This is a genomic window from Kordia aestuariivivens (assembly GCF_014397005.1).
In the GTDB taxonomy this organism is placed as follows: Bacteria; Bacteroidota; Bacteroidia; order Flavobacteriales; family Flavobacteriaceae; genus Kordia; species Kordia aestuariivivens.
The window spans coordinates 377,475-392,578 of sequence record NZ_JACGWS010000003.1 but is presented as its reverse complement, the minus strand read 5'-3'; the positions used below and the strand labels follow the sequence as shown (position 1 = coordinate 392,578).

Below are 15,104 nucleotides of genomic sequence, written 5' to 3'. Positions count from 1 at the left end.
TTATATTAGTTCGTTTTGATAAAGGTTGAAACTTCTTTGTAAAATTCTGTTGGATTATCGAGCATGATGAAATGTTCCGCTTTGTCAACAATTTTTACCGTACACGAAGTGCAATTTTTATATTGTTCTTGGCACATCTTCATCTTTTCGGCGCGTGTAAAGTTAGGAAATTGTGGAATAGGTTCGTTCCAATTGGTCAACACTAAAGTTGGTGTTTTTATATTTTGAATTGTATTGCGAATGTCTGTACTCATCATTTCAAACATGGTAAATCCAAGTGTTCTTCGATCGGATTTTGCTGCGTCGTTTAAGACGAAATCAAGTTGTGCTTTGTTGCGCATCATTCCGCCAAGCGATTGTTTGAGCGTATTCCGCAAGGTGATACTATCCATTGGCATGTACATTTCTTTCAACATTCCGTAGGTTGATTTCACGATTTCTTCAGTCATCGAAGGATTGGACGCGCCCGCCAAAAACGGCAAACTGTCTACAATGATGATTTTTGATACGAGTTTTTGATCGTCAATTCCGATTAGTAAACTTGTAAATCCGCCAATGCTGTGACCAATTAAAATGCTGTTTTTAGTTTTATGTTGTTGGATGTATGTTATTAGTGCTGTTTTCACTTCTTGTAGAATGTTCTCTGAAGCAATTGGTTTCACGCCACCAAAACCTGCCAACGTAATGACATGAATTTGATAATTGTCTTTGTATTTCGCAACCGTTTCGTTCCAAACATTTCCGGAACATGACAAGCCTGGAATTAAGAACATCGTGTCGCCTTTTCCGTGAACAGTGACTTCAAAAGCTGGTGTTTTTTTGATTTCTTGCCCGAGAACATTCGCGAAAGCAAAAAGGACTAAAAGAATAGATAGTGTAGTTTTCATCGTTTTTGATTTTGTATTTCCCTTTTAGTACAAACGATTTGTTTTTATTACAGTTTTGATGAAAAAAAACTTGAAGTTATTAGATTTTGAAGTTGTTCTCGATACATTTTATTTTCATTTCATTACAATAAAACACTCGAACTGACGAAATGGAATTCGTAAAACCATACGTCAATTCGAGTGAAATTCTGGAAGAATTTTGTATCGAGAACAGCTTTGAAATTGAAAAACCTCAACGTTTCAGTTTTTGCCACGAATGCACGAATTATTTTTGATGCGACTTTGCGAGAACTTGTAGAAGTTCGTGGCAATCTGCTCATCGAGAAACAGATTGCTTCACTATCGTTCGCAATGACGTAGTTTATCCAAAACAGTCTTAACTCTTGAATCTAGAAATCTAAGTTAGTCTAATAAGTCTACTCCACTATTTCCATCTTCTTCAGTAAGAACGAAGCATTCATGTTGGAACAGATTCCTTTTTTGAGTAGATACCCGAAAAATAATTCATCGTTGATAATTTCAGCATCGAAGAAATAGTTTTTGACTTGCGAAATGTCTTTTTCGAGTTCGCACAAACTTAAATCGTGTGTTGCAATGATTCCTGCAGCATTTTGTGACGCCAATTTTTGCACAATTTTTTTAGAACCCATCGCTTTGTCGTGACTATTGGTTCCTTTTAATATTTCATCTAGAATGATAAAATACGTATCATCTTTGATTCGGTCTACAATCATTTTTAAGCGTTGCAATTCCGAAAAGAAATACGATGCGCCTTCAGCTAACGAATCGGTCGTACGCATGCTTGTAATGAGTTTTATAGGCGAATAATTCGCTGTTGTTGCACAGATTGGCAAACCTGTGTTCGCCATTACGATACTGAGTGAAACTGTTCGTAGAAATGTACTTTTTCCCGCCATGTTTGCGCCAGTAATAATGAAAAACTCAGCGTTTCCAATGTTGAAATCGTTGTCGATTCTGTTGTTGGTTCGCAATAATGGATGTCCTAATTTTTTGGCGTCTAATACTTGATTTCCTTGCTCCGTAATTGTTGGATAGACAAATTGTGGATGATTGAACGCAAAGTTTCCTAAACTGTTGTACGCATCAAAAAATGTAACGACTTCAAACCATTGTGCAACTTTTTTGCTGTGTTTTCCAATCCATATTTCTATTTGATACGATTTTGAAATATCCCACAATAAAAGTCCATTTAAGAAGATTCCAACTAAGATATTATTTCGATTGTCTAGCGCATCTATTCGTTTTGAAAATTCTCGAACTAACGTAGATGCTTTTTGAACTTCGCTGTGAATGTTTTGCTGTTTTTCTTGTAATAGTTTTGATGTAAATGTCGTTGCTTCAATACGGTTTAAAAGATGGCCGTATTGCTGAAAAGTATCTTTTGCTTTGTTAGTATTGTTTGATAGTTGATTGATACTTTTTAGAAATTTACCTGTGATTCCTAAGCCAAGTCCAATCCATAGTATTGCATATAGAAACGGAATGATTTCTAGGTACACCAACGTAATAACCGCTATGGAAAGTGCAGAAAAAATCATCGGGAGATATCGAATTGCTTTCGGAATGAAACTTTTGTATTCACCTAACCAATTTATGATACTTTTGGAACTTGTTTCTACTTTTATTAAGAGTGCAATTGCCGAAAAGTGTTGTCGCCAATCTCCTTTTTGAGCTAGCTCTTTAATGGCTTCTTGTCGTGAGGAAATGTTCTCAATTTTATTACTCGCAAGTAAATCAGCAAGTTCATTTTTTCCTTCGCGTGTGGTGGCTCTGTTTAGGTATTGAAAGAAGGAAGCATTCCCAAAGAGATCAATATCATAACTATATTCATGTGCTGCGTTTAAGAATTCTTCGCCTGTTGGCAATTTGGAAAGATCGCCATTAATGACATCTATTTCAATTTGATTGCATTGAATTAACGCTTCTAGCTTGTTTTTTTGACTTACTAAATCGGCATGACGAAATACTAAATATAGAAAGATTCCTATTCCTATAACGGACGAAATAATCACATAATTCCATTGTCCAAAAAAGAGGTAAATCGCGAAAGCAATACTTAAAAAAACAATCAAACGTACCACACTTGATTGATTTAGTTTTCGCTTTTGAACTTTGAGTTCGGCTTCAAACTTCGCTTTTTGTGACTGATAGAAAGTAATCGGTTCTTGCATGATAGTATTCTGTGAAATATCTCGCCAAGAAACAAAAAAAAACGCACATTATAAATGAAGAACCGTGTTGATTATGGCAAGTTGATTTTTATAGGTTCAATTTGTGTTATAATAACGTGAGTTCGACGTAAGTTCCATTCAAATAAAATGAGGAAATATTTACTACGCAGAATTTAAAGTGCTGAAAATTAATATTTCACTTTCGTTTTCTTTGCTCGCACAAAGAATACTGAATCTAGTTCAGCACAGGCTTCAACAAAAGAAAATGCGCTTTTAGTTCATTCATTTCTATTTTAAATTAAGGAGTTCATGAATCTTCGATTTCCAAGGCTTCAAAAATTCTTAACGAAAAATTCCTGCTATACTGCGGAAAAGAAGAAAACCGCTATTGAATTTTATATCGAACTCAGGTTATAATAAATTGATTTTGCTCAATAATTCATCTTTGTATTTTTTTCCGATTGGAATGCTTGTTCCTAAAATGACAATTGTGTTTTGATCTATTTGTTCTAAATATTCCAAATTGACAATGTAACTACGGTGTACACGCACAAATTTTTTGTTGAGCTTTGTGATGATTTTATTCATGTTTCCACGAATGACATGCTTCTGATTATTCTTCAGTTGAATTTCTGCATATACATGTTCACTTTTAATGAATAGAATGTCTTCAAATTTTAACTTGATAAAGATGTTTTTTTCCTTGATGAAAAAGGCATCTTTAATGATTAACTCTTCATCATTGGCTTCTCCTACTTTTTTTGAATAGTTGAAAAGCGCAATTTCTATGGAAGAGTACAATTCGTCTTTTGTAAACGGTTTGACTAAGTACGCTGGCGGCATCACTTTTTTGGCTTCAGAAACCGTCAATGGATCAGCGTTTGACGTTAGAAATATAAAAGGGAAATCGTAATTACTTCGTATTTTTTCAGCAATGTCTATTCCAGTTTTTCTTCCTGAGAGTTGAATGTCTAAGATAGCAATATCGGGCTTTTCTGCTTCGATGGCTTCAATGGCTTCTGTATAATTGATGACAGGTTCGAGCGCATCATATCCTAAATCTTCTAAGGTATCGCATATATGATCTGCAATGATAATTTCATCTTCTACTACTAGTATTTTTACTTTAGTCATACGATTAGCTATTAGTCTAATAATGCTCTTGTGTGTGTGTCTTTAAACGTTATTTCAAACGTTGCGCCATCTATATTGTTTAACACAAAACTTCCATGCAATTGCTTGGTTAATCTTTTTACCAAACGCAGTCCTAAACTTTTTACTTTTGATAAATCTATTGCGCCATCAATTCCTTTTCCGTTATCAGAAACCGTGAGCTTATATTCTTCTTCATTCAACTTAGCAATCGCAATGTTCAACTGATTGTCAGTCGATGCATCGAATGCGTATTTGTAAGCGTTGGTAATTAATTCGTTTACAATTAGTCCTAAAGGAATTGCCGTATCAACATCAAAATACATGTTTTCTGTGTTGATATTGGTCTGTACTTTTTTCTCCGAAGCATACATGCTAGATAATTCTTTGACCAACACACGAATGTATTCGTCAAAGTCAATCAATCCAGTTTCGTTTTGATAGAGTTTTTGATGAATTAATGCCATCGATTTCACTCTGTTTTTCCCTTCGTTTGCCAAATTCAAGGCTTTTTCGTCTTCAATGCCTTTGGTTTGTAGTTCGAGTAAACTTGAAACTATTTGGAAGTTATTTTTAACTCTGTGATGCACTTCTTTGAGTAGCAATTGTTTTTCCTGCAAGGCTTTTTCGATGATTTTATTTTTCTCATCTAATACTTTTGATATTTTCTTTTTTCGCTGATATGCATAATACGCAAATCCGCCTAAGGCAAGCGCCAATATAAATAACCCAAATAGAATTTGTTGTACATGTTTTTCTGCTTGTACTTCATTTTCTTTTTGAAGTGCTAATACTTCTAGCGTTTCAGCGTTTTGAATACTGTCTTTGTATTGTTTTTTATCAAATGCATACGTGAGTTCTAGTTCTTTTTCATTTTCGATTTTGGCTTTGTTTACCATCGAATCTTTGATTTTTGCAGATACATCTAAATAGAAAAATGCTTTGTCACTTTTGTTGCTGTCTTTGTAAAGTGTTGCCAATCCTTTAGCAACGTATTCTTTATCTTTTAGTTTATTGAGTTTGTCCCAAATTTTATATGCAATTTCAAAATATTTGATGGCATTTTGTTTGTTCCCCAAATTTGCCCAATAATCACCTTTGGTCTGATTGAGATAACCTGTAAAACTTGGATTCACTTTTTTGGGCAATCCTTTGTCCGCTTTCGCGAGATGGTAATATGCACTGTCAAATGCGTTCTCTTTCATTAATGCTCTTGCCAAATGCACAGACGCATACGCTTTTCCGTAGCCAAATTTGATACTATCCGCCAACGCAATAGAAGCATGCATATTTTCTTTTTGTTCGTCAAGCGATACACAATTGCAACTTGCGTAGATCATTCCTAAGTTATTTCGCCAAACAACCACACTTCGTTTATTGTTTTTACGATCAAAATGGGCAATCATTTCTTTTAAGGCAGCAATTCCTTCTTTGTAATATCCTTTAGAATAATATAGAAATCCTTTTGCTTGTAGAATTGGCAACAACTTTTCTCCGTCTTTGTATTGTAACGCGATTATTTGTGCTTCGTTTAAATCTTTAATCGCATTATCTGTTTGCGAAAAGTTTCCATAAATATTTGATCGAAACGAATATGCATTGATCAGTAATTCTTGATCGTTAATGGCTTTTGCATACTGTAACGCTTCATTTACTGATTTGAAAGCTTCATTGTATTTACTTTGTGATTGATACGCGCGTCCCATTGTAACATGCGTTTTGCTTAAGGCAGGCGTATCTTTTAATTCGCGATACAAAGCCAAAGCTTTTTGAAAATGTTCAATGGATTCATCTTCTGCATAATTGCTTTTTATCGCAATATTATATTCTGTATCTGCTAACAGCTTTTTATTAGTTGCTTTTTGCGCCAATTCTTTTTGAAGATTCAATAGCGATAGTACACTATCTTTATCACGCGTCTTCGCGATGATTTCGGCAATGCTATCGTATTGTTGTTGAATGTTTTTTTCTTGAGCAGAAACACATACTACAGAAAACAAAACTGTAGTCAGTAGGAAGTATTTTAATGGCTTTATAGACATAAGTAATCTATTTCATGGTTAGTTTGGGTTCTCACAAAAATACAATGTTTTTAAATATTAAAAGGAGACTTACTCTTTAATGAAGTAGGTCTCCTTTTTTTTTTAATACTAATATGTATGTTTATGCATTAGAGAACCGTAATTTTTTTAACAACAGTTTTATTATGGTCACTTTTTATTTTCAGGAAATATAATCCAGATGTTAATCGCGAGACATCAATTTTCACATTTCTATCATTTTGAATGAGTTTGTTACTACCATAAACCATCTGACCAGTAATGCTATACATTGTTATGTTCGTTTTGTTAATTTGATTGCTCTCAAATTGTATGGTTAGTATATCTTCTACAGGATTTGGACTTACGTGTATGTTTATTGCTAGATTTTCTTCTTCAATACTTAATGGTGTTGTGAGTACACCTTCAAACCATGCAAAATACCCAGGACTAAACGATCCTAGAATTGCATCTAATACACCATCATTATTTACATCTCCAAAACTAACCGTTGCAAACTGTCCGAAATCAAATGTTTCTAAATCTCCTGGCATATTTTGATATGCATAGGTTCCATAATCTGGTGCTGTTGCTGTACCGATATTCTCTACCCAACGGACAATTCCTGTATCAGTTCCCACAATTAAATCAAAGTCACCATCACGATCTACATCCTCAAAATTAGGAACAGTCACCAATATATCACCATGTGGCCAATTACGATCCAATATTCCTGTACCTGTATTCATATCCCAAGGATTATCTAAATGTAATCTACGTTCATACATTGGCACTAATTTGGTCCCTGTATTTTCAAGATACGATATAGAATCACTTCCTATACCTACCATATCTAAATCATCGTCGTCATCTAAATCGACAAATCCAAGACCTGGAAAGTTTGCTATATTCTGATTTAAAATCCCAGGAATGGTAGATTCTACAAAATTTGGCGCTGTAGCTGATCCTGTGTTTTCATAATAATGAATATCATTAAAGTTAAAGAGATTTATATCATTTTTAGTCGCCAAAAATAAATCAAAATCACCATCATCATCGATGTCTACAAATTGACCTTTTGTTTCATTATTTCCTCCTGGAGCAATGGCAACAGCGTCTAATGCTGGTTGTGCTGTTTGTACCCAATTTGGAGCCGTAGCAGAACCTGTATTTTCATAGTAAAATAATTTTCCGTCCGCAGCTTGTGCGCCAGAAACCATGTCTAAATCACCATCTCCGTCTAAATCCACCAATACTGGTGCGCTTAATCTTCCAGTTAATGTTGGTAACACAGCTACATCCAAACCTGCAGGATTTGGCCCAGGAGCAGGTACTGTGCCCACATTGGGAGCATTGGAATTTATTCCGCGAAATTCGAATGTATCAGGAAATACAGCTTGTGCTGTTAGTACATATGTACAAAGTGCACATGATAAAAAAAGTAATTTTTGTTTCATAAGATTTGAGTGTTTATGTAGGTTAACAGAACAAATATAATTTGAAAAGCACTCGACAGTTTCTTAAATGTTCTGAACGTATTGTAAAATGTTCTGAACAACAATTTTTTGTTATAAACCAAAAAAAGCGAACCCTGTAAAAGGATTCGCTTTTGTATTTTTATAGTGTATGTTTCTACAATTCTTTGGTGTCTATTATTTTAAAGAAAGAAATAATAGTTTGCATGGCATTTTTATAGAAGGTTGGTTGAATGTTTTCAAAATCATCTGTTGGTTTGTGATAATCTTCATGATCTTCTACACCAAAATAAACAAACGGAATTCCTGCGCTGTGAAATCCTGCGTGATCGCTTGAAAAAGTCCATTCTTTATGACCAATGATTAACTTTACATCTCCGCTTCTTTCAACGTTTTCAATGATTGGTTTTAATTTTTCAGTGTATTGTGGACCAACAGCAAAGAGTTCTTTTTTATCACTACGGCTAATCATATCCATATTGATATTCAACTTTAATTGTGCTTTCGGAACCATGGAATTGTCTACAAAGTAATACGAACCCAATAATCCTTTTTCTTCCGCATCAAAAGCGGCTAAGATTACAGAATGTTTTGGTGGGTTTCGTTTGAAATATTCAGCGAAAGCGAATAATCCACTAATTCCAGAAGCATCATCATCTGCACCGTTGTATATGTTTCCGTCTTGGATACCTTCATGATCGTAATGTGCCGTGATAACAATGTATTCATTCGCTTTTAGACTTCCTTTTATGTAACCTAGAATATTTTCTCCTTGTGAAGCATTAAATTTTTCAGGTAAAGGAAATTCTTGCACAAAGGTTTTTCCTAAAGGTTCTACACCTAGTTTTTTAAATTCAGAAATGATATAGTTTTTGGCTTTTGTTGCGCCAGGTGTTCCCGTTTCTCTTCCTTCGTATGCATCAGAAGCTAATTCTTTAACATGCTTTAGTAATTGTTCGCCATCAAAATCTGCTGTAACAGTTTTTGGTAGATTTTCGGGCAGATTTGAAGATTTATTTTGTGTTTTACAACTGATAAAAAGTAATAACAGAATGACAATGGTAGTTTTTGGTAGTGGCATATTTTTTATAATAATGTGATTTTGGTATAAAAGAATTACTAGATTTCGATACTAAAACCTTCTAGAATTTCACACAATCTGAGGCAATTCATTTTTAAAATAAATATAAATAAAAAATCCCGAGCAATGGCTGCTTAGGATTTTTATATGTAGTATTTTTAATGCACTTTTAATTTATCCTTTTAGAGATGCTGCTAAGTATTCACGATTCATACGTGCAATATTTTCTAATGAAATTCCTTTCGGGCATTCTACTTCGCAAGCTCCTGTATTTGTACAATTTCCGAATCCTTCTTCGTCCATTTGCTTTACCATGTTTAGTACACGATCTGTAGCTTCTACTTGCCCTTGTGGTAATAATGCAAATTGAGATACTTTTGCCGATACAAATAACATCGCACTAGAGTTTTTACAACTTGCTACACAAGCACCACAACCAATACAGGTTGCTGCATCAAAAGCGGTATCTGCATCGTGTTTGTTGATCGGAATTGCATTTGCATCAATGGTGTTTCCAGATGTATTTACAGACACAAATCCTCCTGCATGTTGTATGCGATCAAACGCACTTCTGTCTACCACTAAATCTTTGATTACAGGAAATGCTTTTGCTCTCCATGGTTCGATATAAATCGTTTCACCATCTTTAAACTTACGCATGTGTAATTGACACGTAGTTACCAATCGGTCTGGCCCATGGGCTTCTCCATTGATGTATAAAGAACACATTCCACAAATTCCTTCACGACAATCGTGATCGAACGCTACAGGCTCATCTCCTTTTGTAATTAGTTCGCTATTTAAAACGTCTAACATTTCAAGAAAAGACATATCTGGAGAAACATCGCTGATTTTATAATCAACCATTTTTCCTTTATCATTTGCGCCTTTTTGACGCCATATTTTGAGTGTAAGATTCATAATTAGTATTATTATGTTATTATGAAAATAAGTTATTGAGTTATTGGGTTATTGACAGCCCAACTCTTTAATGACCTTACTTCCCTTTTTGACTTTTCAGATACTTTATGTAACCATTTAAAATCAAAAGCACTTTATTATGTATTATTCTTAATTCATTTAAGTTTTCTTCTGAAATATAACCTTCATCTAAAGCTATAATTCCATGATCTAAAGTTTCAAATAATGAACCTCTTGCTATTCTACAAAACTGAATGTTTTCTTGAAAGTGAAACCTTCCATAACCTTCAGCTATATTATTTCCTACAGAACGCGCAGACCTTTTTATTTGATCTATTAAAGCATATTTTTCGTTATTTGGTAGTTTAGTTATGATCACTTTTGAAACATAAAGCCTTAAATTTCTAGCTTCTTTCCAGCACCCTAATTCTTCGAATGATTTAAATGTACTCACAATAATAACTTAATTCTCAATAACTAAATAACCTAATATCTATTTATAACTTCTTTCCTTTACTTCTATATTTTCGTACTTCAACTCTTCTTTGTGTAAAACCGCATCTTTTGGTGCTCCTTTGTATTCCCATGCAGAAACATATTGGAACTCTTTACGACGCATTGCTTCACCTTCTGGCGTTTGGTATTCGTCTCTAAAGTGTCCACCAGCAGATTCTTCTCTTTGTAACGCATCTTTCGCGAATAATTCTCCTAATTCTAGGAAGTCAGCTACACGACCTGCTTTCGCTAGTTCTTCATTGTACTCGTCTGCACTTCCTGGGATACGAACGTCTTTCCAGAATTCGGCTCTTAGTTGTGCAATTTCTTCAATGGCTGATTTTAAATCTTTTTCATTACGTGCCATTCCACATTTATTCCACATTATTTTTCCTAATTTCTTGTGGAAATAATCAACGGGCTTTGTTCCGCCATTGTTCATTAAGTGTTCTATTTCTGAACGCACTTTATTTTCTGCTTCTTCAAATTCTTTAGAATCTGTCGGGATTGCTCCTGTACGAATATCATCGGCTAAGAAATCACCAATTGTATATGGCAATACGAAATAACCATCAGCTAATCCTTGCATTAATGCAGAAGCTCCTAAACGGTTGGCTCCGTGATCAGAGAAGTTTGCTTCTCCAATTGCAAATAATCCAGGAACTGTAGTTTGTAAGTTGTAATCTACCCAAATTCCTCCCATGGTATAATGTACCGCTGGGTAAATCATCATTGGAGTTTCATAAGGATTCTCATCTACAATTTTGAAATACATTTGGAATAAGTTTCCATACTTGTTTTTGATAACTTCTTGTCCCAATTTCTTTACTAAAGCCGCATCATCTTCATTCAATCCTTTTACGTGTGCTTCCTCTTTTCCGTAGCGTTGAATTGCCGCAGTGAAATCTAAATACACCGCTTCTCCAGTTACATTAACTCCATACCCTTCATCACAACGTTCTTTTGCTGCGCGTGAAGCAACATCACGTGGTACTAAGTTTCCAAAGGCAGGATAACGACGTTCTAAGTAGTAATCTCTGTCTTCTTCTTTAAGATCTGTTGGCTTCAATGATTTTTCACGAATTGCCGCTACATCTTTTTTGTGTTTTGGCACCCAAATACGTCCATCATTACGTAATGATTCAGACATCAACGTCAGTTTAGACTGATGATCTCCAGATACTGGAATACATGTTGGGTGAATTTGTGTGTAACAAGGATTTGCAAAGTATGCGCCACGTTTGTGTGCTTTCCATGCAGCTGTTACATTACTTCCCATAGCATTGGTTGATAAGAAGAATACGTTTCCGTATCCACCTGTTCCTAATACAACCGCATGCGCTGAGTGTCTTTCTATTTCTCCAGTAACTAAGTTACGTGCTATAATTCCTCTTGCTTTTCCGTCTACAATAACAACGTCTAACATTTCGTGACGGTTGTACATTTTTATTTTTCCACGACCAATTTGACGGTTCATGGCAGAATAAGCTCCTAGTAATAATTGTTGCCCTGTTTGTCCTTTAGCATAAAAAGTACGTGATACTAATACACCACCAAACGAACGGTTGTCTAACAAGCCTCCATAATCACGTGCAAAAGGAACTCCTTGTGCTACACATTGATCAATGATGTTTGCAGAAACCTCAGCCAAACGATATACGTTAGCTTCACGCGAACGATAATCGCCTCCTTTTACGGTATCGTAAAATAATCGATACGTTGAATCTCCATCTCCTTGGTAGTTTTTTGCTGCGTTGATTCCTCCTTGTGCTGCAATTGAATGCGCGCGACGTGGAGAATCTTGAAAACAAAATGCTTTTACATTATATCCTAATTCAGCCAACGTAGCTGCCGCAGATCCACCTGCGAGTCCTGTTCCTACTACAATAACATCAATAAGACGTTTGTTGGCAGGGTTTACAAGATTGATTTTATTTTTATGATTTGTCCACTTATCTGCTAGTGGTCCTTGAGGTATTTTTGAATCTAAAGCCATAGTTATGATAAGTTTTTAGTGTGCGAAATGGTGAAATAATGCAATGAATATAAATCCTACTGGAAGCCCAATTGAATATACTTTACTAACTCCTTTTAATGCTTTCGTGTATTTGTTGTTGGCTCCAATGGATTGAAATGCCGAATTGAATCCATGTAATAGGTGAAGTGCTAAAAACACAAATGCAACAACATAAATAGCTACGATTACTGGGCTTTGGAAGTGCTCTACAAGTTCGTGATAATAACGGTTTGGATCTAATACTTGAGGATCGATGTACTTCACCATCATTTCATGCCACCAAAGGTTAAACATGTGAACTACAAGAAAAGCTTCAATAATAAGACCAGACCAAATCATGTTTCTGCTCATCCAAGTAGAATTTGCTGCTCCATTATTTTTAGCGTAACTTACTTTTCGTGCTTTACGATTTTTTAATTCTAAAATAATTCCCATTGTAAAATGGAATACAATTCCAATAATCAGGATTGGTTGAAGAATGAATTGTACTGCCCAAAAAGTTCCCATAAAGTGGGACGCTTCATTAAAAGCAGTTGGACTAAACACAGAAAGAATATTGATTGCAAAGTGTTGTAAAAGAAAAAACATCAGGAAGAGTGCCGAAAGTGCCATGGCAAACTTTCTTCCAATCGAAGAATTTAAAATTCCGCTCATTATAATTGTGATTAATTATTTGTTACACAAATATACACTTCATGCAGAAGCTCTACAAATTTTACGTATTCTTTTAAAGTCTATTTAGAATGGGTTTAATTAAAAATTAAATCTAGGATTCACAATAGAATTGTAAATTGATCCAAATGAATAGCTAAAGCCAATGGTAACCCAATAATTGTATCCCGACTGTAATTGCTGTTGTTGAAGCAATAGTTCTTCTAGTGATACATCACCCGCAGGAAGATTGATTTGATTTCTGGTAATTCTATAATTTCCTCCAATATCAAAATTGAACCCTTTAAATACTCTAATGTTGGCGCCCATATAGAACCCTAAAGAGTTCAATGTGGTGTCGTGTAAATACTGACTAAAAAACACTTCTCCATTAATGTTTCCCCATTCTTGACGAACACTTCCGCCCAATAAAAGCGTGTGTTCAAATAAGAGTTCTTTATCTTCACCAAATACCGATCGCTCTATATAATCGTTAAAAACCAATCCATTTCGATACGACAGAATGAGTTGTTTTTTTGCAGATTGTTCGTATTTAAAAAAGTTATATTCTATCGCGGGTCTAAACCTCCAAAATAACTTATAATTACGATAGGTTGACGTTCCAATATCTCCAAAGAAACCATAAGACCAATGGCTATTTATACTCAAAACATCACTTACGTTTAAAGATTTATTGTTGTTAATTGCTACAATGTCACTTCCGTCAAAAGTAAAGGTCGATTTATTTTCACCAAAACTAGCTCTCAGTGAAAATTTGTTTTTCTCAGTGACTCTTTTCGCCGAAATATTAAAGTCTAAATTGCTTGACCTATTTGTTTCTTCTCCATTAAAATAACCTCTAGCGCCAAGCCTGAATACCCAAGCATTCCAAGCGTCGTCTTCTATAACTTCTGTTTCATTTTCTGGACTAGGAACCGTAACTGTTATAGTAGCTGTACTTTTATTTTCTATCCAAAACCGCACAAGACCCAATTTTATGTATTTCAAAATTTCATTTCTAACATTATCACTCGTCATGTCTGTATTGGTAGAAAATTCTAATTTGTAGCTGATTTTTTCAAACTTATTTTTACCAATAAAATCAATTTCATATAAGCGTCCGCCACTTCCATTTGACTGTATAAGAAAGAACAAATGAACGTCACTAAGACCTTGGTCTCGTACAAATTGAACATTGCCTAAATTTTGTTTGATGTATGTATGATCGCAACGATTACAATCGAGGAATATTTTGAGATCTTCATTCAAATTATCTTGCGAAAAAGCAATAGAAGAAATAAGCAATAGTAAAAGCAATAACGTAGATTTTAGCATGATTTGAGTTTGTTAGATACAACTATCTATGGGGAAGTGTTGAATGCGATAGTAGGAACTATATTATTTTTATGATGATTTGTTTCAATCCAAATACTGTGCTAAAAAACACATAGCTTGGATTTATTGGTAAAACTAAATTGACCTTGGCTAAATAATGTCAAAAAAATGTAAAAGAAGTGTCAATCATTGTGAAATTCACACGATATGAGGTGACAAATCGATCAAATGTAGTATTTTAATTCTAGATGCGTTTTTAAACTAAGAAAGTTTATTTTTTTTTAAAGATTTTTACTTCATCATATTCATGAATATTAATATTCTATCAATCAACTCTTTAATTTATTTCACGTTTCATCAATAAATCCGTTTGTTCATCATCTCCCAATTTGAAAATGTGTTTATCAAACGCTATGAAACCATTTTTTTCATAGAATCGAATGGCTCTAGGATTTTCTTCCCAAACACCTAACCAGACATAATCTACCTTTTTATGTTTTGAAATTTCTATTACTTTTTCACAAAGTATTTGTCCAACTTTGTTGCCTTGAAATTCATTCAACACATAAATACGCTGAATTTCAAGTGTTTTTACATTCTTGATTTCGGTCAACGATTTTTTAAAATTCACTTTTAAATAGCCTATTACTTTATCTTCAAATTCCGCAAAATAAAAATCAGAATTCTTATCCGCCAATTCAGCTTTCAATCTTTCCGTTGAAAAGTTATTTTTCAAATACTCATGCATGTTTTCTTCACTATTCTTCTCAGCATAGGTTTCGGAAAAAGTCTGCTTCCCAATTTTTTGTAATTGATCAATAGCGTTACTGGTTATTTTATTTATGCTTATGTTCTTCAT

General features: G+C 34.4%; 13 protein-coding genes. 1 reads left to right on the top strand and 12 read right to left on the bottom strand.

All coding sequences use genetic code 11. The annotated features are described in order from the left end of the window. Window positions 1-5 precede the first annotated feature (5 nt). Window positions 6-887, bottom strand: a complete 882-nt coding sequence (locus H2O64_RS07165) for an alpha/beta fold hydrolase (protein ID WP_187561484.1) — start codon at window positions 885-887, stop codon at window positions 6-8. Window positions 888-1,109: 222 nt separating this feature from the next. Here H2O64_RS07165 and H2O64_RS07160 point away from each other — a divergent pair, with 222 nt between their 5' ends. Next, complete coding sequence (locus tag H2O64_RS07160; protein WP_187561483.1) at window positions 1,110-1,247, top strand: hypothetical protein; 138 nt, start codon at window positions 1,110-1,112, stop codon at window positions 1,245-1,247. A gap of 56 nt (window positions 1,248-1,303) precedes the next feature. Here the strand turns inward: H2O64_RS07160 and H2O64_RS07155 are convergent, their stop codons facing one another. The 11 genes from H2O64_RS07155 to H2O64_RS07105 form a co-directional block, all read right to left on the bottom strand. Then, window positions 1,304-3,079, bottom strand: a complete 1,776-nt coding sequence (locus tag H2O64_RS07155) for a MutS-related protein (protein WP_187561482.1) — start codon at window positions 3,077-3,079, stop codon at window positions 1,304-1,306. 411 nt (window positions 3,080-3,490) lie between these two features. Beyond that, the gene (locus tag H2O64_RS07150; protein ID WP_187561481.1) at window positions 3,491-4,213 is read right to left on the bottom strand and encodes a LytR/AlgR family response regulator transcription factor; all 723 of its coding nucleotides are present in this window, start codon (window positions 4,211-4,213) and stop codon (window positions 3,491-3,493) included. An 11-nt stretch (window positions 4,214-4,224) separates the two neighbouring features. After that, window positions 4,225-6,273 (bottom strand): tetratricopeptide repeat-containing sensor histidine kinase, encoded by a 2,049-nt coding sequence (locus tag H2O64_RS07145; protein WP_187561480.1) that lies wholly within the window; start codon window positions 6,271-6,273, stop codon window positions 4,225-4,227. Between the two features lie 128 nt (window positions 6,274-6,401). Continuing rightward, on the bottom strand, window positions 6,402-7,727 hold the full coding sequence (locus H2O64_RS07140; RefSeq protein ID WP_187561479.1) for a T9SS type A sorting domain-containing protein: 1,326 nt from the start codon (window positions 7,725-7,727) through the stop codon (window positions 6,402-6,404). A gap of 175 nt (window positions 7,728-7,902) precedes the next feature. Then, window positions 7,903-8,826, bottom strand: a complete 924-nt coding sequence (locus H2O64_RS07135; protein ID WP_187561478.1) for a M28 family peptidase — start codon at window positions 8,824-8,826, stop codon at window positions 7,903-7,905. A gap of 174 nt (window positions 8,827-9,000) precedes the next feature. After that, the gene (locus tag H2O64_RS07130) at window positions 9,001-9,747 is read right to left on the bottom strand and encodes a succinate dehydrogenase/fumarate reductase iron-sulfur subunit (protein ID WP_187561477.1); all 747 of its coding nucleotides are present in this window, start codon (window positions 9,745-9,747) and stop codon (window positions 9,001-9,003) included. A 76-nt stretch (window positions 9,748-9,823) separates the two neighbouring features. Next, complete coding sequence (locus tag H2O64_RS07125; RefSeq protein WP_187561476.1) at window positions 9,824-10,201, bottom strand: four helix bundle protein; 378 nt, start codon at window positions 10,199-10,201, stop codon at window positions 9,824-9,826. Window positions 10,202-10,240: 39 nt separating this feature from the next. Next, entirely contained in the window at window positions 10,241-12,238 is a 1,998-nt protein-coding gene (locus H2O64_RS07120) for a fumarate reductase/succinate dehydrogenase flavoprotein subunit (protein WP_187561475.1), read from the bottom strand. Between the two features lie 15 nt (window positions 12,239-12,253). After that, entirely contained in the window at window positions 12,254-12,913 is a 660-nt protein-coding gene (locus H2O64_RS07115; protein WP_187561474.1) for a succinate dehydrogenase cytochrome b subunit, read from the bottom strand. Between the two features lie 99 nt (window positions 12,914-13,012). Beyond that, a complete protein-coding gene (locus H2O64_RS07110; RefSeq protein WP_187561473.1) occupies window positions 13,013-14,245 on the bottom strand; it encodes a hypothetical protein in 1,233 nt (410 codons plus the stop codon). A gap of 337 nt (window positions 14,246-14,582) precedes the next feature. Beyond that, complete coding sequence (locus H2O64_RS07105) at window positions 14,583-15,104, bottom strand: GNAT family N-acetyltransferase (protein WP_187561472.1); 522 nt, start codon at window positions 15,102-15,104, stop codon at window positions 14,583-14,585.